Here is a 26,383-nt window from a genome sequence, read left to right as displayed (position 1 = left end):
CTTTTATTTTCAATGCTTACATAACTCTGACAGGGTAGCTTTGGCTACCCTGTATGCTATGCGCGCGAAAAATGAATGTACTGATGTTAACTGGCTGGGTTCCAGATTTTGCCCACGGCTTCCATCAGGCCAGCGCTTGCACCTTGATCCCCCATAAATTGCATGACAATGGGAATGAATTGGCTGACCATGCTTGGATCCATACCGAGTGTTGAAAAGACTTTATTCAAGCTATCTGCATTGGTGATCATGCTACCAAGCCCTGCGGGTAGGGCACCTGTTAACCCTTCAGCACCGGGGATCATATTGGTGAGTTCACTGGCTTGATCGCCTGTGAGTTGTTTGCTCGCAAGAGCTAATAGCGCACCAGCGCCCCCTGTGGCTTGTTCGTTACTGATCCCAAGCTGGCTGGTTAGCATATCGGTCAATGGATTGCTTAGTGCTTCACTGGCGGTTTCAGTTTTTTCGTCACTGCCACCGAACAGATCGGAAAAACTGAAAGCATTAGCGGCGGTACTGAAACTCAGGCAGGCAAGTAGCGCCAACATGGTGCTGAAAAGGTGGCTTTTTGAGGCAAATGACTTCATGGCTTTCTCCTATTTAACCAAGGCTTAGAGCGTCGATGCATTTCACTGGAGGAAATACTCGTATGCTCAGTAACGTAATTAAGCCTAGTGGAGAATGTGGCATTCGTAGCAAATAAATTGGCTAAAAAATGCTATAGCTATAAGAGGGTTACAGGACATATAAAAAACGGCGCAAGCGCGCCGTTTTGTAACTGAAAGTTAGTGGGTAACTTACAGGATATCTAGAAGCTCAACTTCGAATACTAGTGCTGCGTATGGAGGGATAGCTGCACCCGCACCGCGCTCACCGTATGCTAGGTTTTGTGGGATGTATAGTTTCCACTTAGAGCCTACAGGCATCATTTGTAGAGCTTCAACCCAACCAGCGATAACACCAGTTACTGGGAACTCAGCAGGCTGACCGCGAGTTACAGAGCTATCGAATACAGTACCGTCAGTTAGTTGACCGTGGTAGTGAACACGTACTTGTTTGTCTGAAGTTGGGATTTCACCGTTGCCTTCAACAAGCACTTCGAACTGAAGACCAGATTCAGTTACTGTAACTTCTTCGCGTAGTGCGTTATCTTTTAGGAAAGCTTCGCCGTCAGCAGCAGCTGCTTTAGCTTGCTCTGCACGCGCTTCTTCTGCACGAGTGTGTAGATCGCGAAGTGCGTTGTTGATGTCGTCAACTTCGATTTCTGGCATGTCGCCAGTTAGAGAAGTTGCGATACCTTTAGCGATAGCTGCAACGTTAAGGCCTTCAAGACCGCTTTGTGCTAGTTGTTGGCCCATTTGTAGACCAATACCGTAGCTTGCTTTAGTTTCAACTGTATCTAGTTTAACGTCAGACATTTTGTCATCTCTTAATTAGAGTCAATAAAGCAGGCAGGATAACAGTTTCAACCCTTGTGGGTAAACTCTTGTTAAGAATTGTCACCCTTTTTGCGTCGTAGATGTATTCTGCTGTATTCGTGATGGAGAAATAGTTATGGGACAGGCTAGACGCCGTTCAAAGAAAAAGAGCGAATGGACACTGCCAAAGTTGCAGTTTGATCGCGCGGCTCTCTCTGCGATGAAAGAAAAGTGTTTAGAGGCGCTAACCCCACTGCGAGAGCGTTGGTTGGCATTGCCGAAACTACACCGTCGTGCACTTGCTGTATTAGTGCCTGTGGTTATCGTGCTGTGGTTATTGCCGAGTGATCCTGGTGCAACGATAGAACCAGAGGCTGATAGTGTCCGCCGTGAGGTGTCATTAAATTTGGGCAACAATGATTTGCCTCCTGTTGGAGAGCGAGCTGAGCCGGTGTCCCCGCAGCGTATTCAACGTTTAGAACCAATTACTCCTTCGGTGACTGTATCAAACGAGCCGGCGGCAACAAAAGTGGTATCGACGCGTACTAAAGCGCCTGACCTTGAGTGGCAGCGTTACCAAATTCAGCAAGGGCAAACATTGGCGAATATCTTTCGTGAGAAATCACTGCCTTTATCTGATTTGTACGCGGTGGCAGCTATTGAAGGTAAAGATAAACCCTTGAGTAAAATTAAGTCGGGCCAATGGATCCGCTATAAGCAAAATGCGTCTGGCGATCTTGACGCGATTCAGATTGAAACGACCAGTGGTAAATCTGTGATGTACTACCGTTTATCGGATGGTAGTTTTTCTCGAGGTAAGTAGAAAGGTTTTGTATTCCTGATATAGGACGACAGAGGTTATCGATAAAATAACAAAGCCGCATCATGCGGCTTTGTTGCTTGATGAGGAAGTGAAGCTCGATTAACGAGTAATAGTTTTTTCCAATCGCATATCAATGTGCGGAATATCATCTTCTAAGTACATCGCTGAAATTGCCGTAAATCCATATTCTTTATAATATGCTTGCAAATGATCTTGTGCGCCAATGTCTATGGTTTGATCTGGCCATTGTGTTTGTGCTGCGTCCAGTGCCTTCGTTAATAACTGATGACCAAGACCTTTTCCGCGTGCATGACTTGTTGTTAATACTCGGCCTATGCTGACATTATCGTAAGTCGCACCTGCAGGAAGAAGACGCAAATACGCCACTAACTGATCATTATCGTAAGCCAGTAAATGTTGCGTGTCTGGGTGACGGTCATGTTCATCTAATTCGTGGTAAGGGCAATTTTGCTCTACCACAAAGACGTCAACACGAGCTTTTAGCAGATCATACAGTTGGTGAGTTGTCAGTTGTTCAAATGGTAAACAGTGCCATTGCATACGGTATTCTCATCTCTTCAAGAGCGGCTTTTCAAAGCCAGTCATTATTACGAAATAGTGGCGATGCTTTATTTATCATCGCTTTACTCAAATAGTCATTCTTTTTACGTTATTTTTTCAAGCCTTTCTCTTCATCCTGTCGCGCTTTTATGCGGCTGAGGCTAGTGGCTGTGATCCCCAGATAAGAGGCGAGTTGTTTATCGGTGATTTGAACGTCCAGTTGTGCAAAGTTGTTAGCAAATAATCGATAGCGTTCCTCTGGACTATACATCAGCATAAAACGCTCTTTGTTTTCTTTAAAGGTGAGCTGTCGTTCAAGCAAAGCGGTATAAACAGGGTGGCGTTGGGTGCGCCATTGTGTGAGTAAACGAATTGGCAAGGCTAAGATACGGCTGGTGGTCAGCGTTTCAAGCAAAAAGGGGGAATGACCATGCGTGGTTAGCGCTTCGAAGCCGATAATGGTTTCTTGTTCCCAGTAGAATTCTTTACTAAAAGCACGACCTTCTTCTGTTAAGTAACAGGCGTGGCATACTCCCTCAGCTAAAAAGTAAAAGTGTTCCGCGGTTTGACCTTGGTGGATCAAGATATGGCGAGTCGGTAATTCCAGAGGGGTTGCTTGTGCGGTAACGGCTTGAGCCTCTTCATCATTTAACCCAAATTGCCGTAAAAAATGGTGCAGTGCTGCTTTCATGCTGAACTCATTGAGAAGTGAGAATAAAGATAGCATAACAAAAAAAGACCGCCGCAAAAGCGACGGTCTTTATAAGGGGGAAAGGAGATGACTTTATTTTGCCTGTAGATCGATACGGTAAACCGCAAAACCTACCTTGTCTGAACCGACGTTAGTCATCGGGTAGACGCCTTTCTCTTTAATAAACGCAGCCGCTTTGTCTGTTGGTGATGTTTCAAAAGTGACGTTGAGTTTTTTGTCACTTTTCAGTGGTGCAAAGTGCCAGTTGTTATCCGCGCTAGGGATCACTTGACCTTTCTCTTTGCTCACTCGGCTGATGTAATCTGATAGTACAGTACGGTTTTCATCTGGTGATGCAAATGCGACAAACTTCTCACCTGTACCCGCAAACTTACCACTGTATGCGCGGTAGTTATTGGTAGCGATAATGAAGTCCTGTTTTGGATCTACCGGTTTGCCGTTAAAGGTCAACGTTTGAATACGTTCAGCATCAGCATTCACCAGTTTACAGTCACCGTCGTAACGCGCTGGCTGAGAAATGTCGATGGCATAGTTAACGCCATCAATCACATCAAAGTTGTAAGTGCGGAAACCATCCCAATTGATCAGGCCTTGTTGTGCTGTGCTGTTGACATCAATTTGGTTAAATTGTGCCGCTGAACATTCAAGCCATTCTTTGACTTCTTTACCTGTCACTTTCATTGCAACAAGGGTATTTGGGTAGAGGTAAAGATCGGCTGCATTTCGGAATGTTAGCTGACCTGACTCTACTTCAGTAAAGTTTGTTGGATCGTTACCACGGCCGCCTGCTTTAAATGGTGCAGCAGCAGAAAGAACAGGAATACCATCTAGGTCAGGATCACCTTGAATAAAGCGCTCAACATAATCTTTTTGTGCAAGGTTGACGATTTGCACTGTTGGATCGTCTTGTACCAAGGCTAGGTAGCTGTACATGACATCGCTAGCTTTACCAATCGGTTGATTGACAAAAGTACGTGTTGCCTTGTGATCGGATTCAACGGCTTTCACCATTTTCTGGTCTGCTTCAACAAGTGCTACGCGTTTTTCTTTATCAAAAATTGGGCGAGCTTCTGTTTTCGCATCACTGACTTCCCAACCTGCATCTTCTTTTTCAAGTACAAGGTCAACGACACCAAGGTGATCACCCCAGCGACCCGGCATAACAGCTGCTACGCCATTGATGGTACCTTTTTCTATATCAGCGCCAGGTACGTTGGCAAAGCTCTTACTTGGGAATACAGCATGTGAGTGACCAAATGCAATGACATCAATATCTTTAACATCGGTGAGGTAGTAAGTAGAGTTTTCAGCTTTTACTTTATACGGATCAGTAGAGATACCTGAGTGAGGAATCGCAACAATGATATCTGCGCCCTCTGCTTTCATTTGTGGTACGTACTTTTCAGCCGTTTGTTTGATATCTAGCGCATCAACACGGCCTTCCAGATTCTTCTTATCCCAAATCATGATCTGTGGTGGAACAAAACCGATATAGCCCACTTTCACTTCGTGCTCAATACCATCGGTATCTTTTAACGTATGTGATTTGATGATGTATGGTGTGAATAGATTTTTGCCTGTTTTTACATCAATAACGTTGGCATTAATGTATGGGAAGTTTGCGCCCGCAATCGAGTTTTTCAAAAACTCTAAACCGTAGTTGAATTCGTGGTTACCTATATTGCCCACTTCGTAGTCTAGCTGGTTCATGGCTTTATAAGCAGGGTGGATTTCACCCATTTTAATGCCTTTGTCAGCCATGTAGTCGCCCATTGGGCTGCCCTGAAGTAAGTCACCGTTATCAACCAATAGGCTATTGGTCACTTCTGCACGTGCTTCTTTTACCAATGTTGCGGTACGCACTAAGCCTGTTTTTAGCGTTGGCTTATCTTTGTAGTAGTCAAAGTCCATCACATTCATGTGAATGTCAGTGGTTTCAAGAATACGTAGCTTGATTGTCTCTGCTGTTGCAGGACCAGCCATTGTCAATAAACCACCTAATACCGCAATAGTTAGAGGCTTGGCAGATAATTTCATGATTTACTCCAAGAAAGTGAGTTAGGAAAAGCCGCGCTAAGGTAACAAAAAATATGTCGAGTGAAAGTTTGATTCTTACTTTAATGTGCTGTAACTCTCACTTTAAGTGCGATAAATGTTATCTCATCAGCAGTTCTTATTTTCGGTCTAGATGACGCCCGTGCTATTTAAGAAAAAAACAGCATAACTTACATCCAAAAGAACTAGGTAAAGAGCCACATCATTCCAATTAGGCACATTTGTCGCCTTTTTTACCCGAATTAGCGGTAATTTATTGTGTGTGTTCTCTCATTTCTGCTTTCCAAGTTTCATGCGAACTTTTTGGAATAAAAAATACAATTTTAGAATTTCAGGTAATATCAAGCTGTGTCTATAGTGCTCTAAATAGGAATTAAAGAGGGCGCAGGCATGGACTACTTGCCAATTTTTGCAGATTTAAAGCACCGACCGTGTGTGGTGGTGGGGGGTGATACTGTCGCATGGCGAAAAACGCAGATGCTGCTCAAAGCAGGAGCGGATGTTCGTGTGGTTGCGCCTGAACTCAATGCCGATTTCCTTTCTGCAGTCGCTAATCTTCAAGTCTCGCATATTGCCACCGAATTCACGCCTGAACTACTGGATGGCATTTTTCTTGCCATCGCTGCAACCGAGCGAAAAGCACTGAATGCATTAGTGTATCAATCTGCAAATCAACGCCAAGTATTAGTCAATGTCGTCGATGACACCCAGCGCTGCAGTTTTATCGTTCCTTCTATTATCGATCGCTCTCCAATTGTGGTTGCGATTTCCTCTTCAGGTAAAGCGCCTGTACTGGCGCGTTTACTCCGCGAAAAGATTGAAGCGCTATTACCGCAACACTTAGGCGCAATGGCGAACATCGCTGGACGTTTTCGTGATCGCCTTAAGCGTACTATTTCTGACTTTGCTACGCGTCGTTTGTTTTGGGAGCAAGCCTTTGACGGGCGTTTCTCGCAACTCGTAGCTGCAGGAAAAGAGCAAGCTGCTGAATTGGAATTGATCCGTTTATCGCAAACTGTGCAGCGACAAGGTGAGGTCTCGCTTATTGGCGCAGGTCCGGGTGACGCGGGATTGCTGACATTACGGGCATTGCAGTTGATGCAACAAGCAGATGTGGTGTTGTACGACTATTTAGTCTCAGATGAAATCATGGATTTAGTCCGCCGTGATGCAGACTTGGTTTGCGTCGGTAAACGCGCGGGCTTTCACAGTGTGCCGCAACAAGAAACCAACCGCTTAATCGTTAAATATGCCCAGCAAGGTAAGCGGGTGGTGCGTTTAAAAGGCGGTGACCCTTTTATGTTTGGTCGCGGGGCTGAAGAGCTTGAAGTCTTGTTTGATGCTGGCATCCCTTTCCAAGTGGTTCCCGGCATTACCGCTGCTGCAGGGGCGACGGCGTATGCCGGGATCCCATTAACCCACCGTGATTACGCGCAAACCGCGATGTTTATTACTGGCCACACTAAATCTGATGATGATCCCCTCGATTGGTCGGTATTGGCACGTGGGAAGCAAACCTTAGTGATTTATATGGGCTTGATGAAATCGAGCCATATTCAGCAACAGCTACTTCAATATGGTCGTCAGCCTGATACTCCTATTGCCATTATTGAGCGCGGTACCCAACAGAATCAGAAAATTTTTAAAGGTCAGTTAAGTGAACTGGCTGAGCTCGCAAAAAATGCGGCGTCACCATCATTAATCGTGGTGGGAGAGGTCGTGACACTATCAGAAAAGCTACGTTGGTTTGGCAATCAGGATATTCAATCAGAGCCACGATCAGTGGTCAGTCTATAGCATGGAGAGAGTGATGGACCCGAAACGATTAACTCATCTCAAGCAGCTTGAAGCGGAGAGTATACATATTATTCGCGAAGTCGCTGCTGAGTTCGATAACCCCGTAATGATGTATTCCATCGGTAAAGATTCATCGGTGATGTTGCATCTGGCGCGTAAAGCGTTTTACCCAGGCAAGATTCCATTTCCTTTGCTGCATGTTGATACCAACTGGAAATTTCGCGAAATGATTGAATTTCGTGATCGCACGGCAAAGAAATACGGTTTTGATCTCTTGGTACATAAAAACCCAGAGGGGTTAGCGATGGGGATCAGCCCTTTTGAGCATGGGTCATCAAAACATACCGATATTATGAAAACTCAAGGATTAAAGCAGGCGTTAGATAAGTATGGTTTTGATGCGGCATTTGGTGGAGCACGCCGTGATGAGGAAAAGTCGCGTGCTAAAGAGCGTGTTTATTCATTCCGCGATAAAAACCACACCTGGGATCCGAAGAATCAGCGCCCTGAATTATGGAAAACTTATAACGGTCAAATTAACAAAGGCGAGAGTATTCGAGTATTCCCATTATCGAATTGGACTGAGCTCGATATTTGGCAATACATCTACCTAGAGAGTATCGAAATTGTGCCTCTGTACTTGTCTGATGTTCGCCCTGTGGTAGAGCGAGATGGCATGTTGATCATGGCTGATGACGATCGGTTGAAGCTCGAACCGGGGGAAAGTATTCAGCAAAAAAGTGTCCGTTTCCGCACGTTAGGCTGCTACCCGCTAACTGGGGCGATTGAATCGCAGGCCGACACGCTGCCAGGGATCATTGAAGAGATGCTGGTCGCGACATCCAGTGAGCGCCAAGGGCGAGCGATTGATCACGACCAATCAGGCTCGATGGAATTGAAAAAGCGTCAGGGTTACTTCTAAGGAAAGAGTGATGAACAGTCTTATTGAACAACAAGTGGCTGAGTTAGGCATTGAAGCCTACCTTGACCAGCACCATAACAAGTCACTACTGCGCTTTTTAACCTGTGGCTCCGTGGATGATGGAAAGAGTACCCTAATTGGGCGTTTGCTCCACGATTCTCACCAGATTTATGAAGATCAATTGGCTGCAATTCATACCGATAGTCAAAAAGTGGGGACGACAGGGGATAAACCAGACCTCGCACTGCTGGTGGATGGGTTGCAGGCAGAGCGTGAGCAAGGGATCACCATCGATGTGGCTTACCGTTATTTCTCGACCAAAAAGCGTAAGTTCATCATTGCTGATACCCCAGGCCATGAACAGTACACCCGTAATATGGCAACAGGGGCATCGACTTGTGATGTTGCTGTGATCCTGATTGATGCGCGTAAAGGGGTCTTGGATCAAACGCGTCGCCATTCTTATATCGCCAGCTTACTGGGTATTCGCCATTTTGTGGTCGCGATTAATAAGATGGACCTTGTGGGGTTCGAGCAAGCACGCTTTGAGTCGATTAAAGAGGATTACCTGGCTTTTGCTAAGAAACTCAATCGTAACATTGATATCCAGTTAGTGCCTTTGTCTGCGCTTGAAGGCGATAACGTGGTGAGCCTTAGCAGTAAAACACCATGGTACAACGGGGACTCTTTACTTACCTTGCTTGAAAATGTCGATTTTGGCCAAGAACGAGAAAGCGAAGCTCTACGTTTCCCCGTGCAATATGTAAATCGTCCTAATCTCGATTTTCGAGGTTTTGCGGGGACGGTTGCAACTGGAGTGATCAAAGCTGGTGATGCGGTGAAAGTCTTGCCATCGGGTAAAGCCTCGGTCGTAGAGCGTATTGTCACTTTTGACGGTGATTTACCAAAAGCTTATCCCGGCCAGGCGGTAACCCTGACATTGGCTGATGAGATTGATATCAGTCGTGGTGACACCATAGTTGCCGCAAATGATGACGTGCCCCTCAGTGATCGTGTGCTAGCCGATATTGTTTGGATGGCAGAAGCGCCCTTAGAGGTAGGTCGTCAGTATGATGTAAAAATAGCCGGAAAGAAAACCGTAGGCTCGGTACAAGCTATTCGTCATCAAGTGGATATTAATAACCTCGATACGTTTTCGACTGACACATTACCGCTCAATGGTATTGGTGTTTGCGAAGTGACATTGACTGAAGCGATAGCGGTAGATGGCTATCAACACAGTACCGATACTGGCGGTTTTATCATTATTGATCGCTTAACCAATGTGACAGTTGGGGCAGGCATGATCCAACAGGCTTTAGCTCAAGATAGTGAAAGCATTGGTGCCGCAAATATCAGTGCGTTTGAGTTGGAATTTAATGCACTGGTACGGAAGCATTTCCCACACTGGGAAGCGAAAGATATCAGTAAACTGGGGTAGCCGATGAACTGGGAACAAGGCATCGTGCTTGCCATGCTAATGGTGATAATTACTTGTTTGCTCACAACGCGGATCAAACCTGCATTTCTGTTTGCAGGTGCTGCGTTTATGGGATACCAAACCAATATGATTGATTTGGCAACTTTAGCCGGTAATTTTACTAATTCGTCATTACTGACTTTGGTATTGCTGATCCTTGTTTCCATCGCTTTAGAAAAAACGCGCTTGATCAGCTGGGTTGGCCAGCAAATTTCACGAGGTGGTCAATCGAGTGTCATTGCTAAACTTGGTCTATCAACCGCGTTTCTCTCTTCTTTTACCAATAATACGGCTGTGGTGGTGTCTTTGATTGGTGCGATAAAACGTAATCAACGCCATGCGCCTTCTAAATTACTGATCCCGCTGTCGTATGCTGCGATATTAGGGGGAACCCTGACTTTAATTGGCACTTCAACCAATCTAATTATCAATAGCTTTGTTGAAGATGCCGGGCTGCCAAGCCTCAATTTCTTTGCGCCAACCTTAATTGGGTTAGCAGTATTGGTCGCAGGTATGCTGATTGTTATACCTCTTAGTTACTTTTTGCCAAGCCATGATGATCATCAGCAAGATGCTTTACCTTACTTTCTTGAAGCTAAAATAGAACCGCTTTCTCCTTTGGCGGGGAAGTCGGTTGCAGAGAATGGTTTGCGTGCTTTGCGACGTTTATTCTTGGCGGAGGTGATCCGTGATGGACAAACTATCGCACCTGTCTGTCCTGACACCAAATTACAGGCGGGCGATCGGTTGTTATTCTGCGGTGATGTGGAAAGTGTGACGACTTTACAAGAGATAGAAGGCTTGCAGTTGTTTGGGCAGCATCACCTTAATGGTCAATCCATGATGGAGGTGATTGTTAGCCATTCGGCAGGGATCCGAGGAAACACATTAAAGAGTGTGAAATTTCGTGAGCGTTTCGATGCTGTTGTGGTTGCCATTCGTCGGGGCCATGAACGTTTAGCGGGTGGTCTCGGGAATATTGAGTTACATGCTGGCGATACGCTGGTGGTAGTGCCAGGCAAAACCTTCCATGCCAATAAGCAGCAATTGAACCGTGAATTTGTTTTGGTCAGTGGACTTGATTCGAGTGCGCGTCTCGACAGCAAGAAAAGTATTGCAGTGCTGTTGGGGTTTATGGCGGTTATTAGTGGCGCATTGATAGGGGGCTTTCCAATCATTAAAGGGTTGGCTGGCTACTTATTACTCCTCGTCGCTGTTGGCATTATTTCTTTTGCTGAGCTTCGCCGTCGCTTCCCGCTGGATATTGTCGTCATTGTTGGTTCTGCCTTGTCATTGGCGCAGTTAATGATATCGAGTGGCTTATCGGAACGTATTGGTGATCTCTTCATGACTGCGCTCAATGGGTGGGGGCTTTATGGGGCTTTAGTTGCTGTGTATTTGTTGACACTTGTTCTTACAGAGTTGGTTACTAACAATGCTGCAGCGGCTTTATCTTTTCCGATTGCCTACAGCCTAGCGGTGAGTTCCGGGGCAGATCCTATGCCTTTTATTATGGCTATCTTATTTGGAGCGAGCGCGAGCTTTATTTCCCCTTATGGCTATCAAACCAACCTTTTGGTTTACACCATAGGGAATTATCAACTTAGAGATTACGTTCGGGTTGGTCTGCCGCTATCAATCGTTTATTCGGTTGTGGTTCTTGGCTTGATCCCCGTGCTATTCCCCTTTTAGCGATAGACAGAATGGAGTCTTACATGTCTACGGATGTGAAAACGAAAGAGTCAGTCAACATAGTGTGGCATCAGCACCATGTCGAGAAGCAGCAGCGTGCTCAACAGAAAAACCAAAAACCTTGTTTGTTATGGTTTACGGGGTTGAGCGGTGCTGGTAAATCAACGGTTGCGGGTGCATTAGAAAATCGATTAGTTGAGTTGGGTTATCACACCTATTTACTTGATGGTGACAATGTTCGGCATGGATTGTGCCGTGACCTTGGCTTTTCAACCCAAGATCGCCGCGAAAATATCCGTCGGATTGGGGAGGTCGCTAACTTAATGGTCGACTCCGGACTCATTGTATTATCGGCATTTATCTCTCCTCACCGTGAAGAGCGTCAAATGGTCAGAGAATTAGTTGGCAAAGATGAGTTTTTTGAAGTTTATGTTGATACTGCATTAGCTGAGTGTGAGAAGCGTGACCCTAAAGGCTTGTATAAAAAAGCACGTGCAGGTGAAATTAGGCAATTCACGGGGATTGATTCAGAGTACCAAGTACCTCTGCAGCCAGAGATCCATTTGAATGCTGGTGAGCAGACAGTGTCAGAATCCGTGGAGTTATGTATTCAAGTTTTGCTGCGCCATAAGATTATTAGTTAACAATCTATAAAGGAGAAAGATTAGGTGAAAGGATTGCTTGAGCCCATTGTTGATATTGCTATAGCGGCAGGTGATGCCATTATGATGCGATATCATCGTCATATCGAAGTACTAGAAAAGGCAGATTTGAGCCCTGTGACTGAAGCGGATCTTGCCGCAAACACGATTATTCTAGAGCAACTGTCACGCCTGACGCCTAATATTCCTATCTTATCAGAAGAGTCTGTTCATACGGATTGGCAGCAACGTCAACATTGGGGATCATTTTGGTTGGTAGATCCTCTCGATGGGACGAAAGAATATATTCGGAGAAACGGTGAGTTTACGGTCAATATTGCGTTGATAGAAAAAGGAGTACCTATTCTATCTGTAGTGCATGCACCAGCATTAGGCAAAACTTGGTTGGCTGATGGTAAAAATGCCTGGCTTCAAACTCAGGGCCGTCGCAATATCATCAAAGTTAGAGCGGCTTCTATACCAACAGTAGTCGGAAGTCGTTCTCATCCTAGTCCTGACTTAGCCGCTTTCTTGGCGCAGTTAGGAGAGCACAAGCTAGTCGAAGTAGGCTCTTCTCTGAAGTTTTGCCTTGTTGCTGAAGGCCGAGCACAGTTTTATCCGCGCTTAGGCCCAACGATGATGTGGGATACTGCAGCGGGTCATTGTGTTGCGACTAGCGCAGGAGCGACAGTGAGTATGCTGGATGGATCAGAGTTGACTTACCATAGACCACATCTGTTAAACGCTTCTTTTATTGTCCAAGTTGTCTAGTGAGAATTGCCCTTATTGAATAGGGGCATTTTTACCGCACTAAGTCTTATTTTCTCTACTAAACTAGATCCACGCCCCCCTTTAGGAATCCTCTTGGATGTAGAACAGTGAAATTGATGTGATTTTGTATTCTTTTGGAGCTTTTGGTATTTAAAAGCAGCATTTGGCCAGAATTACAAAGAAAAGGGTTGTGCTTTGTTCTGGGCTCCCTATAATGCCGCTCCATCGACAGGGAATACAACGGTTGAATAAGTTATTCACAAGTTGTGTATAACATGTCGGTAAGGTGTTCTTAACTTTATCTTTGTTGATTTAAGCTTGTGTTGTTTATTTTGATGTGGGTAAATAAGGGTGTCGAGGTGAAAACCTAATGGAGTGGTCGAAAGGCTATTTATTGGTTTGTTGCCCTCAGTCTTTTCGCGGTTTTAAAAGATTTAAAATAACGCTTGACTGAAAAGATTGGTAGCGTATTATACGCAGCCTAGCCAGCACGAAGTGTTGCGCTGAATGTTCTTTAACAATTTGACCATGCAATCTGTGTGGGCACTCGTGAAATGAATAGTCAAAAAAGATTATATCAATGAACTGAGTGACCAATACAAATAACAAGTTTACTTATTATTTGGCACAGTCAATTCGAATATCATGACTAGCTTCTAGTTATCGATATTCAATCAGTATTCATTGAGCCGGTCGCAAGACCAACAAAACTTTAATTGAAGAGTTTGATCATGGCTCAGATTGAACGCTGGCGGCAGGCCTAACACATGCAAGTCGAGCGGTAACAGGAAGTAGCTTGCTACTTCGCTGACGAGCGGCGGACGGGTGAGTAATGCCTGGGAATATGCCTTGATGTGGGGGATAACTATTGGAAACGATAGCTAATACCGCATAATGCCTACGGGCCAAAGAGGGGGATCTTCGGACCTCTCGCGTCAAGATTAGCCCAGGTGGGATTAGCTAGTTGGTGGGGTAAAGGCTCACCAAGGCGACGATCCCTAGCTGGTCTGAGAGGATGATCAGCCACACTGGAACTGAGACACGGTCCAGACTCCTACGGGAGGCAGCAGTGGGGAATATTGCACAATGGGGGAAACCCTGATGCAGCCATGCCGCGTGTATGAAGAAGGCCTTCGGGTTGTAAAGTACTTTCAGCAGTGAGGAAGGTGGTAGTGTTAATAGCGCTATCATTTGACGTTAGCTGCAGAAGAAGCACCGGCTAACTCCGTGCCAGCAGCCGCGGTAATACGGAGGGTGCGAGCGTTAATCGGAATTACTGGGCGTAAAGCGCATGCAGGCGGTCTGTTAAGCAAGATGTGAAAGCCCGGGGCTCAACCTCGGAACAGCATTTTGAACTGGCAGACTAGAGTCTTGTAGAGGGGGGTAGAATTTCAGGTGTAGCGGTGAAATGCGTAGAGATCTGAAGGAATACCGGTGGCGAAGGCGGCCCCCTGGACAAAGACTGACGCTCAGATGCGAAAGCGTGGGGAGCAAACAGGATTAGATACCCTGGTAGTCCACGCCGTAAACGATGTCTACTTGGAGGTTGGTGTCTTGAACACTGGCTTTCGGAGCTAACGCGTTAAGTAGACCGCCTGGGGAGTACGGTCGCAAGATTAAAACTCAAATGAATTGACGGGGGCCCGCACAAGCGGTGGAGCATGTGGTTTAATTCGATGCAACGCGAAGAACCTTACCTACTCTTGACATCCAGAGAATTCGCTAGAGATAGCTTAGTGCCTTCGGGAACTCTGAGACAGGTGCTGCATGGCTGTCGTCAGCTCGTGTTGTGAAATGTTGGGTTAAGTCCCGCAACGAGCGCAACCCTTATCCTTGTTTGCCAGCACATAATGGTGGGAACTCCAGGGAGACTGCCGGTGATAAACCGGAGGAAGGTGGGGACGACGTCAAGTCATCATGGCCCTTACGAGTAGGGCTACACACGTGCTACAATGGCGTATACAGAGGGCTGCCAACCAGCGATGGTGAGCGAATCCCAGAAAGTACGTCGTAGTCCGGATTGGAGTCTGCAACTCGACTCCATGAAGTCGGAATCGCTAGTAATCGTGGATCAGAATGCCACGGTGAATACGTTCCCGGGCCTTGTACACACCGCCCGTCACACCATGGGAGTGGGCTGCACCAGAAGTAGATAGCTTAACCTTCGGGAGGGCGTTTACCACGGTGTGGTTCATGACTGGGGTGAAGTCGTAACAAGGTAGCCCTAGGGGAACCTGGGGCTGGATCACCTCCTTAACGATAGACTGCTTGTTTAATGCAGTGTCCACACAGATTGCTTGGTAAAATAGTTTTAGAAATAGCGAAAGCGCTAATGAATAACGCCAGTTATTGATTAACGCTTTTTGCGTTATGCTCTTTAACAATCTGGAAAGCTGACTAGTAAATTGAATCGTTAGATTCAATTACAATAGTATTTTTGCTTCTTTATTTAGAATCAGAAATACGAGTTCTCAAAACAACACACATTCAAGTGTCTTGGTTTTTGTCTTCACTTTTTAAAAAAGTGGAAATGAAAATAACGAGTCCGGCGAAAAACCAATTTGTGTCCTTATCAGACACACAACCTTGGTTGTTTGAACATACAGACCTCTTGGGGTTGTATGGTTAAGTGACTAAGCGTACACGGTGGATGCCTTGGCAGTCAGAGGCGATGAAGGACGTATTAACTTGCGATAAGCCCAGTTTAGATAGTAAAAATCACTTGAGACTGGGATTTCCGAATGGGGAAACCCAACTGCATAAGCAGTTATCGTTACGTGAATACATAGCGTAACGAGGCGAACCGGGGGAACTGAAACATCTAAGTACCCCGAGGAAGAGAAATCAACCGAGATTCCGACAGTAGCGGCGAGCGAAATCGGATTAGCCCTTAAGCTAGTCTTGCGTTAGGTGAACAAGCTGGAAAGCTTGGCGATACAGGGTGATAGCCCCGTAACCGACAACGCATTACAAGTGAAAACGAGTAGGACGGGACACGTGATATCCTGTTTGAACATGGGGGGACCATCCTCCAAGGCTAAATACTCCTGACTGACCGATAGTGAACCAGTACCGTGAGGGAAAGGCGAAAAGAACCCCTGTGAGGGGAGTGAAATAGAACCTGAAACCGTGTACGTACAAGCAGTAGGAGCCCACTTGTTGGGTGACTGCGTACCTTTTGTATAATGGGTCAGCGACTTAATTTTAGTAGCAAGGTTAACCGTTTAGGGGAGCCGTAGGGAAACCGAGTCTTAACTGGGCGTCATAGTTGCTAGGATTAGACCCGAAACCAGGTGATCTAGCCATGGGCAGGTTGAAGGTGAGGTAACACTTACTGGAGGACCGAACCGACTAATGTTGAAAAATTAGCGGATGACTTGTGGCTAGGGGTGAAAGGCCAATCAAACCTGGAGATAGCTGGTTCTCCCCGAAAGCTATTTAGGTAGCGCCTCGGACGAATACTACTGGGGGTAGAGCACTGTTAAGGCTAGGGGGTCATCCCGACTTACCAACCCTTTGCAAACTCCGAATACCAGTAAGTACTATCCGGGAGACACACGGCGGGTGCTAACGTCCGTCGTGGAGAGGGAAACAACCCAGACCGCCAGCTAAGGTCCCAAAGTTATAGCTAAGTGGGAAACGATGTGGGAAGGCTCAGACAGCCAGGATGTTGGCTTAGAAGCAGCCATCATTTAAAGAAAGCGTAATAGCTCACTGGTCGAGTCGGCCTGCGCGGAAGATTTAACGGGGCTAAGCTATACACCGAAGCTGCGGCAATATGACTTGTCATATTGGGTAGGGGAGCGTTCTGTAAGCCGTTGAAGGTGGTCTGTAAGGGCTGCTGGAGGTATCAGAAGTGCGAATGCTGACATGAGTAACGATAAAGGGAGTGAAAAACTCCCTCGCCGGAAGATCAAGGGTTCCTGTCCAACGTTAATCGGGGCAGGGTAAGTCGACCCCTAAGGCGAGGCCGAAAGGCGTAGTCGATGGGAAACAGGTTAATATTCCTGTACTGCTTATAACTGCGATGGGGGGACGGAGAAGGCTAGGTGGGCTTGGCGACGGTCGTCCAAGTTCAAGGGTGTAGGCTGATAGTTTAGGCAAATCCGGACTATCTTAAGGCTGAGACCTGATGTCGAGTCACTACGGTGATGAAGTCATTGATGCCATGCTTCCGGGAAAAGCCTCTAAGCGATAGGTTATACGTAATCGTACTCCAAACCGACACAGGTGATCAGGTAGAGAATACCAAGGCGCTTGAGAGAACTCGGGTGAAGGAACTAGGCAAAATGGTACCGTAACTTCGGGAGAAGGTACGCTCCTCACGGTGATGAGACTTGCTCTCTAAGCTGTAGGGAGTCGCAGATACCAGGTGGCTGCAACTGTTTATTAAAAACACAGCACTGTGCAAAATCGAAAGATGACGTATACGGTGTGACGCCTGCCCGGTGCCGGAAGGTTAATTGATGGGGTTAGACTTCGGTCGAAGCTCTTGATCGAAGCCCCGGTAAACGGCGGCCGTAACTATAACGGTCCTAAGGTAGCGAAATTCCTTGTCGGGTAAGTTCCGACCTGCACGAATGGCGTAATGATGGCCACGCTGTCTCCACCCGAGACTCAGTGAAATTGAAATCGCAGTGAAGATGCTGTGTACCCGCGGCTAGACGGAAAGACCCCGTGAACCTTTACTACAGCTTGGCACTGAACATTGACCCTACATGTGTAGGATAGGTGGGAGCCTTTGAAACCTCGTCGCTAGATGGGGTGGAGGCAATCTTGAAATACCACCCTTGTATGCTTGATGTTCTAACGTCGCCCCCTTATCGGGGGTGCGGACAGTGCCTGGTGGGTAGTTTGACTGGGGCGGTCTCCTCCCAAAGAGTAACGGAGGAGCACGAAGGTGGGCTAATCACGGTCGGACATCGTGAGGTTAGTGCAATGGCATAAGCCCGCTTGACTGCGAGAATGACAATTCGAGCAGGTGCGAAAGCAGGTCATAGTGATCCGGTGGTTCTGAATGGAAGGGCCATCGCTCAACGGATAAAAGGTACTCCGGGGATAACAGGCTGATACCGCCCAAGAGTTCATATCGACGGCGGTGTTTGGCACCTCGATGTCGGCTCATCACATCCTGGGGCTGAAGTCGGTCCCAAGGGTATGGCTGTTCGCCATTTAAAGTGGTACGCGAGCTGGGTTTAGAACGTCGTGAGACAGTTCGGTCCCTATCTGCCGTGGGCGTTAGATGATTGAGAGGGGCTGCTCCTAGTACGAGAGGACCGGAGTGGACGAACCGCTGGTGTTCGGGTTGTGATGCCAATCGCATTGCCCGGTAGCTACGTTCGGAATCGATAAGCGCTGAAAGCATCTAAGCGCGAAGCGAGCCTCAAGATGAGTCATCTCTAGACCTTTAAGGTCTCTAAAGGGTTGTCGAAGACTACGACGTTGATAGGCAGGGTGTGTAAGTGCTGCGAGGCATTGAGCTAACCTGTACTAATTGCCCGTGAGGCTTAACCATACAACACCCAAGGGGTTTTACGGACTCCATGAGCACTTGAATGACGTGTTTGAACGAAATTGTAAACACTAGTTAGATTTTCCCAGATTGTATTTATCGCCTGATGGCGGTAAATAACCCGAATTTGCTTGGCGACCATAGCATTATGGACCCACCTGATCCCATGCCGAACTCAGTAGTGAAACGTAATAGCGCCGATGGTAGTGTGGGGTCTCCCCATGTGAGAGTAGGTCATCGCCAGGCTTCAATTTTGAGAGCCCGTTGGCAACAACGGGCTTTTATTTCGCTCTAGCACCACGTGGTGTGAGCGGAGTCAACATAAGGTTTTTGTGTTTTAATCGAATGATTAAAAAGATGAAAATTTTATCTTGACTTAAAAATCAAGAAGCGTATTATACGCGTCCTGACTTGCTGAAGCGTTTAACGCTAAGGCGTTGAAAGTCAACGTTCTTTAACAATTTGACCATGCAATCTGTGTGGGCACTCGTGAAATGAATAGTCAAAAAAGATTATATCAATGAACTGAGTGACCAATACAAATAACAAGTTTACTTATTATTTGGCACAGTCAATTCGAATATCATGACTAGCTTCTAGTTATCGATGTTCAATCAGTATTCATTGAGCCGGTCGCAAGACCAACAAAACTTTAATTGAAGAGTTTGATCATGGCTCAGATTGAACGCTGGCGGCAGGCCTAACACATGCAAGTCGAGCGGTAACAGGAAGTAGCTTGCTACTTCGCTGACGAGCGGCGGACGGGTGAGTAATGCCTGGGAATATGCCTTGATGTGGGGGATAACTATTGGAAACGATAGCTAATACCGCATAATGCCTACGGGCCAAAGAGGGGGATCTTCGGACCTCTCGCGTCAAGATTAGCCCAGGTGGGATTAGCTAGTTGGTGGGGTAAAGGCTCACCAAGGCGACGATCCCTAGCTGGTCTGAGAGGATGATCAGCCACACTGGAACTGAGACACGGTCCAGACTCCTACGGGAGGCAGCAGTGGGGAATATTGCACAATGGGGGAAACCCTGATGCAGCCATGCCGCGTGTATGAAGAAGGCCTTCGGGTTGTAAAGTACTTTCAGCAGTGAGGAAGGTGGTAGTGTTAATAGCGCTATCATTTGACGTTAGCTGCAGAAGAAGCACCGGCTAACTCCGTGCCAGCAGCCGCGGTAATACGGAGGGTGCGAGCGTTAATCGGAATTACTGGGCGTAAAGCGCATGCAGGCGGTCTGTTAAGCAAGATGTGAAAGCCCGGGGCTCAACCTCGGAACAGCATTTTGAACTGGCAGACTAGAGTCTTGTAGAGGGGGGTAGAATTTCAGGTGTAGCGGTGAAATGCGTAGAGATCTGAAGGAATACCGGTGGCGAAGGCGGCCCCCTGGACAAAGACTGACGCTCAGATGCGAAAGCGTGGGGAGCAAACAGGATTAGATACCCTGGTAGTCCACGCCGTAAACGATGTCTACTTGGAGGTTGGTGTCTTGAACACTGGCTTTCGGAGCTAACGCGTTAAGTAGACCGCCTGGGGAGTACGGTCGCAAGATTAAAACTCAAATGAATTGACGGGGGCCCGCACAAGCGGTGGAGCATGTGGTTTAATTCGATGCAACGCGAAGAACCTTACCTACTCTTGACATCCAGAGAATTCGCTAGAGATAGCTTAGTGCCTTCGGGAACTCTGAGACAGGTGCTGCATGGCTGTCGTCAGCTCGTGTTGTGAAATGTTGGGTTAAGTCCCGCAACGAGCGCAACCCTTATCCTTGTTTGCCAGCACGTAATGGTGGGAACTCCAGGGAGACTGCCGGTGATAAACCGGAGGAAGGTGGGGACGACGTCAAGTCATCATGGCCCTTACGAGTAGGGCTACACACGTGCTACAATGGCGTATACAGAGGGCTGCCAACCAGCGATGGTGAGCGAATCCCAGAAAGTACGTCGTAGTCCGGATTGGAGTCTGCAACTCGACTCCATGAAGTCGGAATCGCTAGTAATCGTGGATCAGAATGCCACGGTGAATACGTTCCCGGGCCTTGTACACACCGCCCGTCACACCATGGGAGTGGGCTGCACCAGAAGTAGATAGCTTAACCTTCGGGAGGGCGTTTACCACGGTGTGGTTCATGACTGGGGTGAAGTCGTAACAAGGTAGCCCTAGGGGAACCTGGGGCTGGATCACCTCCTTAACGATAGACTGCTTGTTTAATGCAGTGTCCACACAGATTGCTTGGTAAAATAGTTTTAGAAATAGCGAAAGCGCTAATGAATAACGCCAGTTATTGATTAACGCTTTTTGCGTTATGCTCTTTAACAATCTGGAAAGCTGACTAGTACATTCAATCGAATGATTGAATGACAATAGTATTTTCGAAAGAAAATACGAGTTCTCAAAACAACACACATTCAAGTGTCTTGGTTTTTGTCTTCACTTTTTTAAAAAGTGGAAATGAAAATAACGAGTCCGGCGAAAAACCAATTTGTATCCTTATCAGATACACAACCTTGGTTGTTTGAACATACAGACCCCTTGGGGTTGTATGGTTAAGTGACTAAGCGTACACGGTGGATGCCTTGGCAGTCAGAGGCGATGAAGGACGTATTAACTTGCGATAAGCCCAGTTTAGATAGTAAAAATCACTTGAGACTGGGATTTCCGAATGGGGAAACCCAACTGCATAAGCAGTTATCGTTACGTGAATACATAGCGTAACGAGGCGAACCGGGGGAACTGAAACATCTAAGTACCCCGAGGAAGAGAAATCAACCGAGATTCCGACAGTAGCGGCGAGCGAAATCGGATTAGCCCTTAAGCTAGTCTTGCGTTAGGTGAACAAGCTGGAAAGCTTGGCGATACAGGGTGATAGCCCCGTAACCGACAACGCATTACAAGTGAAAACGAGTAGGACGGGACACGTGATATCCTGTTTGAACATGGGGGGACCATCCTCCAAGGCTAAATACTCCTGACTGACCGATAGTGAACCAGTACCGTGAGGGAAAGGCGAAAAGAACCCCTGTGAGGGGAGTGAAATAGAACCTGAAACCGTGTACGTACAAGCAGTAGGAGCCCACTTGTTGGGTGACTGCGTACCTTTTGTATAATGGGTCAGCGACTTAATTTTAGTAGCAAGGTTAACCGTTTAGGGGAGCCGTAGGGAAACCGAGTCTTAACTGGGCGTCATAGTTGCTAGGATTAGACCCGAAACCAGGTGATCTAGCCATGGGCAGGTTGAAGGTGAGGTAACACTTACTGGAGGACCGAACCGACTAATGTTGAAAAATTAGCGGATGACTTGTGGCTAGGGGTGAAAGGCCAATCAAACCTGGAGATAGCTGGTTCTCCCCGAAAGCTATTTAGGTAGCGCCTCGGACGAATACTACTGGGGGTAGAGCACTGTTAAGGCTAGGGGGTCATCCCGACTTACCAACCCTTTGCAAACTCCGAATACCAGTAAGTACTATCCGGGAGACACACGGCGGGTGCTAACGTCCGTCGTGGAGAGGGAAACAACCCAGACCGCCAGCTAAGGTCCCAAAGTTATAGCTAAGTGGGAAACGATGTGGGAAGGCTCAGACAGCCAGGATGTTGGCTTAGAAGCAGCCATCATTTAAAGAAAGCGTAATAGCTCACTGGTCGAGTCGGCCTGCGCGGAAGATTTAACGGGGCTAAGCTATACACCGAAGCTGCGGCAATATGACTTGTCATATTGGGTAGGGGAGCGTTCTGTAAGCCGTTGAAGGTGGTCTGTAAGGGCTGCTGGAGGTATCAGAAGTGCGAATGCTGACATGAGTAACGATAAAGGGAGTGAAAAACTCCCTCGCCGGAAGATCAAGGGTTCCTGTCCAACGTTAATCGGGGCAGGGTAAGTCGACCCCTAAGGCGAGGCCGAAAGGCGTAGTCGATGGGAAACAGGTTAATATTCCTGTACTGCTTATAACTGCGATGGGGGGACGGAGAAGGCTAGGTGGGCTTGGCGACGGTCGTCCAAGTTCAAGGGTGTAGGCTGATAGTTTAGGCAAATCCGGACTATCTTAAGGCTGAGACCTGATGTCGAGTCACTACGGTGATGAAGTCATTGATGCCATGCTTCCGGGAAAAGCCTCTAAGCGATAGGTTATACGTAATCGTACTCCAAACCGACACAGGTGATCAGGTAGAGAATACCAAGGCGCTTGAGAGAACTCGGGTGAAGGAACTAGGCAAAATGGTACCGTAACTTCGGGAGAAGGTACGCTCCTCACGGTGATGAGACTTGCTCTCTAAGCTGTAGGGAGTCGCAGATACCAGGTGGCTGCAACTGTTTATTAAAAACACAGCACTGTGCAAAATCGAAAGATGACGTATACGGTGTGACGCCTGCCCGGTGCCGGAAGGTTAATTGATGGGGTTAGACTTCGGTCGAAGCTCTTGATCGAAGCCCCGGTAAACGGCGGCCGTAACTATAACGGTCCTAAGGTAGCGAAATTCCTTGTCGGGTAAGTTCCGACCTGCACGAATGGCGTAATGATGGCCACGCTGTCTCCACCCGAGACTCAGTGAAATTGAAATCGCAGTGAAGATGCTGTGTACCCGCGGCTAGACGGAAAGACCCCGTGAACCTTTACTACAGCTTGGCACTGAACATTGACCCTACATGTGTAGGATAGGTGGGAGCCTTTGAAACCTCGTCGCTAGATGGGGTGGAGGCAATCTTGAAATACCACCCTTGTATGCTTGATGTTCTAACGTCGCCCCCTTATCGGGGGTGCGGACAGTGCCTGGTGGGTAGTTTGACTGGGGCGGTCTCCTCCCAAAGAGTAACGGAGGAGCACGAAGGTGGGCTAATCACGGTCGGACATCGTGAGGTTAGTGCAATGGCATAAGCCCGCTTGACTGCGAGAATGACAATTCGAGCAGGTGCGAAAGCAGGTCATAGTGATCCGGTGGTTCTGAATGGAAGGGCCATCGCTCAACGGATAAAAGGTACTCCGGGGATAACAGGCTGATACCGCCCAAGAGTTCATATCGACGGCGGTGTTTGGCACCTCGATGTCGGCTCATCACATCCTGGGGCTGAAGTCGGTCCCAAGGGTATGGCTGTTCGCCATTTAAAGTGGTACGCGAGCTGGGTTTAGAACGTCGTGAGACAGTTCGGTCCCTATCTGCCGTGGGCGTTAGATGATTGAGAGGGGCTGCTCCTAGTACGAGAGGACCGGAGTGGACGAACCGCTGGTGTTCGGGTTGTGATGCCAATCGCATTGCCCGGTAGCTACGTTCGGAATCGATAAGCGCTGAAAGCATCTAAGCGCGAAGCGAGCCTCAAGATGAGTCATCTCTAGACCTTTAAGGTCTCTAAAGGGTTGTCGAAGACTACGACGTTGATAGGCAGGGTGTGTAAGTGCTGCGAGGCATTGAGCTAACCTGTACTAATTGCCCGTGAGGCTTAACCATACAACACCCAAGGGGTTTTACGGACTCCATGAGCACTTGAATGACGTGTTTGAACGAAATTGTAAACACTAGTTAGATTTTCCCAGATTGTATTTATCGCCTGATGGCGGTAAATAACCCGAATTTGCTTGGCGACCATAGCATTATGGACCCACCTGATCCCATGCCGAACTCAGTAGTGAAACGTAATAGCGCCGATGGTAGTGTGGGGTCTCCCCATGTGAGAGTAGGTCATCGCCAGGCTTCAATTTTGAGAGCCCGTTGGCAACAACGGGCTTTTATTTCGCTCTAGCACCACGTGGTGTGAGCGGAGTCAACATAAGGTTTTTGTGTTTTAATCGAATGATTAAAAAGATGAAAATTTTATCTTGACTTAAAAATCAAGAAGCGTATTATACGCGTCCTGACTTGCTGAAGCGTTTAACGCTAAGGCGTTGAAAGTCAACGTTCTTTAACAATTTGACCATGCAATCTGTGTGGGCACTCGTGAAATGAATAGTCAAAAAAGATTATATCAATGAACTGAGTGACCAATACAAATAACAAGTTTACTTATTATTTGGCACAGTCAATTCGAATATCATGACTAGCTTCTAGTTATCGATGTTCAATCAGTATTCATTGAGCCGGTCGCAAGACCAACAAAACTTTAATTGAAGAGTTTGATCATGGCTCAGATTGAACGCTGGCGGCAGGCCTAACACATGCAAGTCGAGCGGTAACAGGAAGTAGCTTGCTACTTCGCTGACGAGCGGCGGACGGGTGAGTAATGCCTGGGAATATGCCTTGATGTGGGGGATAACTATTGGAAACGATAGCTAATACCGCATAATGCCTACGGGCCAAAGAGGGGGATCTTCGGACCTCTCGCGTCAAGATTAGCCCAGGTGGGATTAGCTAGTTGGTGGGGTAAAGGCTCACCAAGGCGACGATCCCTAGCTGGTCTGAGAGGATGATCAGCCACACTGGAACTGAGACACGGTCCAGACTCCTACGGGAGGCAGCAGTGGGGAATATTGCACAATGGGGGAAACCCTGATGCAGCCATGCCGCGTGTATGAAGAAGGCCTTCGGGTTGTAAAGTACTTTCAGCAGTGAGGAAGGTGGTAGTGTTAATAGCGCTATCATTTGACGTTAGCTGCAGAAGAAGCACCGGCTAACTCCGTGCCAGCAGCCGCGGTAATACGGAGGGTGCGAGCGTTAATCGGAATTACTGGGCGTAAAGCGCATGCAGGCGGTCTGTTAAGCAAGATGTGAAAGCCCGGGGCTCAACCTCGGAACAGCATTTTGAACTGGCAGACTAGAGTCTTGTAGAGGGGGGTAGAATTTCAGGTGTAGCGGTGAAATGCGTAGAGATCTGAAGGAATACCGGTGGCGAAGGCGGCCCCCTGGACAAAGACTGACGCTCAGATGCGAAAGCGTGGGGAGCAAACAGGATTAGATACCCTGGTAGTCCACGCCGTAAACGATGTCTACTTGGAGGTTGGTGTCTTGAACACTGGCTTTCGGAGCTAACGCGTTAAGTAGACCGCCTGGGGAGTACGGTCGCAAGATTAAAACTCAAATGAATTGACGGGGGCCCGCACAAGCGGTGGAGCATGTGGTTTAATTCGATGCAACGCGAAGAACCTTACCTACTCTTGACATCCAGAGAATTCGCTAGAGATAGCTTAGTGCCTTCGGGAACTCTGAGACAGGTGCTGCATGGCTGTCGTCAGCTCGTGTTGTGAAATGTTGGGTTAAGTCCCGCAACGAGCGCAACCCTTATCCTTGTTTGCCAGCACGTAATGGTGGGAACTCCAGGGAGACTGCCGGTGATAAACCGGAGGAAGGTGGGGACGACGTCAAGTCATCATGGCCCTTACGAGTAGGGCTACACACGTGCTACAATGGCGTATACAGAGGGCTGCCAACCAGCGATGGTGAGCGAATCCCAGAAAGTACGTCGTAGTCCGGATTGGAGTCTGCAACTCGACTCCATGAAGTCGGAATCGCTAGTAATCGTGGATCAGAATGCCACGGTGAATACGTTCCCGGGCCTTGTACACACCGCCCGTCACACCATGGGAGTGGGCTGCACCAGAAGTAGATAGCTTAACCTTCGGGAGGGCGTTTACCACGGTGTGGTTCATGACTGGGGTGAAGTCGTAACAAGGTAGCCCTAGGGGAACCTGGGGCTGGATCACCTCCTTAACGATAGACTGCTTGTTTAATGCAGTGTCCACACAGATTGCTTGGTAAAATAGTTTTAGAAATAGCGAAAGCGCTAATGAATAACGCCAGTTATTGATTAACGCTTTTTGCGTTATGCTCTTTAACAATCTGGAAAGCTGACTAGTAAATTGAATCGTTAGATTCAATTACAATAGTATTTTTGCTTCTTTATTTAGAATCAGAAATACGAGTTCTCAAAACAACACACATTCAAGTGTCTTGGTTTTTGTCTTCACTTTTTTAAAAAGTGGAAATGAAAATAACGAGTCCGGCGAAAAACCAATTTGTATCCTTATCAGATACACAACCTTGGTTGTTTGAACATACAGACCCCTTGGGGTTGT

Annotated in this window: 12 protein-coding genes and 7 rRNA genes; 14 read left to right on the top strand and 5 right to left on the bottom strand. The window is 47.3% G+C overall.

The features are described 5' to 3' along the window. Positions 1-86: 86 nt before the first annotated feature. Positions 87-587: a DUF2780 domain-containing protein gene (locus OCU77_RS15375; protein ID WP_048900397.1), complete on the bottom strand. Its 501-nt coding sequence runs from the start codon at positions 585-587 to the stop codon at positions 87-89. A gap of 210 nt (positions 588-797) precedes the next feature. Next, positions 798-1,418, bottom strand: coding sequence for an FKBP-type peptidyl-prolyl cis-trans isomerase (locus OCU77_RS15370; RefSeq protein ID WP_048900398.1), 621 nt, complete (start codon positions 1,416-1,418; stop codon positions 798-800). Between the two features lie 136 nt (positions 1,419-1,554). Here OCU77_RS15370 and OCU77_RS15365 point away from each other — a divergent pair, with 136 nt between their 5' ends. Further along, positions 1,555-2,241, top strand: coding sequence for a LysM-like peptidoglycan-binding domain-containing protein (locus OCU77_RS15365; protein ID WP_048900399.1), 687 nt, complete (start codon positions 1,555-1,557; stop codon positions 2,239-2,241). A 99-nt stretch (positions 2,242-2,340) separates the two neighbouring features. Here OCU77_RS15365 and OCU77_RS15360 read toward each other — a convergent pair whose 3' ends face one another. From OCU77_RS15360 to OCU77_RS15350, 3 genes are all read right to left on the bottom strand, one after another. After that, a complete protein-coding gene (locus OCU77_RS15360; protein WP_048900400.1) occupies positions 2,341-2,802 on the bottom strand; it encodes a GNAT family N-acetyltransferase in 462 nt (153 codons plus the stop codon). A 109-nt stretch (positions 2,803-2,911) separates the two neighbouring features. Continuing rightward, positions 2,912-3,493, bottom strand: a complete 582-nt coding sequence (locus tag OCU77_RS15355; RefSeq protein ID WP_048900401.1) for a Crp/Fnr family transcriptional regulator — start codon at positions 3,491-3,493, stop codon at positions 2,912-2,914. A 93-nt stretch (positions 3,494-3,586) separates the two neighbouring features. Further along, positions 3,587-5,551 carry a bifunctional 2',3'-cyclic-nucleotide 2'-phosphodiesterase/3'-nucleotidase gene (locus OCU77_RS15350; protein WP_107303151.1) on the bottom strand — a complete coding sequence of 655 codons (1,965 nt, stop codon included), beginning with the start codon at positions 5,549-5,551 and terminating at the stop codon, positions 3,587-3,589. A gap of 408 nt (positions 5,552-5,959) precedes the next feature. On the opposite strand from OCU77_RS15350, the gene cysG reads away from it, so the two are divergent. From cysG to OCU77_RS15285, 13 genes are all read left to right on the top strand, one after another. Beyond that, positions 5,960-7,366: a siroheme synthase CysG gene (gene cysG, locus OCU77_RS15345; RefSeq protein ID WP_048900402.1), complete on the top strand. Its 1,407-nt coding sequence runs from the start codon at positions 5,960-5,962 to the stop codon at positions 7,364-7,366. A 13-nt stretch (positions 7,367-7,379) separates the two neighbouring features. After that, positions 7,380-8,288, top strand: coding sequence for a sulfate adenylyltransferase subunit CysD (cysD, locus tag OCU77_RS15340; RefSeq protein ID WP_048900403.1), 909 nt, complete (start codon positions 7,380-7,382; stop codon positions 8,286-8,288). A 10-nt stretch (positions 8,289-8,298) separates the two neighbouring features. Next, positions 8,299-9,729: a sulfate adenylyltransferase subunit CysN gene (cysN, locus tag OCU77_RS15335; RefSeq protein WP_048900404.1), complete on the top strand. Its 1,431-nt coding sequence runs from the start codon at positions 8,299-8,301 to the stop codon at positions 9,727-9,729. Between the two features lie 3 nt (positions 9,730-9,732). Beyond that, positions 9,733-11,460, top strand: coding sequence for an SLC13 family permease (locus OCU77_RS15330; RefSeq protein WP_048900405.1), 1,728 nt, complete (start codon positions 9,733-9,735; stop codon positions 11,458-11,460). A gap of 23 nt (positions 11,461-11,483) precedes the next feature. After that, positions 11,484-12,104 (top strand): adenylyl-sulfate kinase, encoded by a 621-nt coding sequence (cysC, locus tag OCU77_RS15325; protein WP_048900406.1) that lies wholly within the window; start codon positions 11,484-11,486, stop codon positions 12,102-12,104. Between the two features lie 24 nt (positions 12,105-12,128). After that, complete coding sequence (cysQ, locus tag OCU77_RS15320) at positions 12,129-12,872, top strand: 3'(2'),5'-bisphosphate nucleotidase CysQ (protein ID WP_084711876.1); 744 nt, start codon at positions 12,129-12,131, stop codon at positions 12,870-12,872. Between the two features lie 713 nt (positions 12,873-13,585). Beyond that, a 16S ribosomal RNA gene (locus OCU77_RS15315) occupies positions 13,586-15,128 on the top strand. Between the two features lie 367 nt (positions 15,129-15,495). Next, positions 15,496-18,387 (top strand): 23S ribosomal RNA (locus OCU77_RS15310). Between the two features lie 127 nt (positions 18,388-18,514). After that, positions 18,515-18,630: ribosomal RNA gene (rrf, locus tag OCU77_RS15305) — 5S ribosomal RNA — on the top strand. A gap of 407 nt (positions 18,631-19,037) precedes the next feature. After that, a 16S ribosomal RNA gene (locus tag OCU77_RS15300) occupies positions 19,038-20,580 on the top strand. A 353-nt stretch (positions 20,581-20,933) separates the two neighbouring features. Continuing rightward, a 23S ribosomal RNA gene (locus OCU77_RS15295) occupies positions 20,934-23,825 on the top strand. A 127-nt stretch (positions 23,826-23,952) separates the two neighbouring features. After that, a 5S ribosomal RNA gene (rrf, locus tag OCU77_RS15290) occupies positions 23,953-24,068 on the top strand. 407 nt (positions 24,069-24,475) lie between these two features. Continuing rightward, positions 24,476-26,018: ribosomal RNA gene (locus OCU77_RS15285) — 16S ribosomal RNA — on the top strand. Together the 16S, 23S and 5S rRNA genes form the textbook arrangement of a ribosomal RNA operon. The last annotated feature ends 365 nt before the right edge of the window (positions 26,019-26,383 follow it).

This window comes from Photobacterium swingsii, assembly GCF_024346715.1.
Lineage (GTDB): Bacteria > Pseudomonadota > Gammaproteobacteria > Enterobacterales > Vibrionaceae > Photobacterium > Photobacterium swingsii.
Note: the sequence above shows the minus strand (reverse complement) of the source record. Positions and strands in the feature narration are given on the sequence as shown.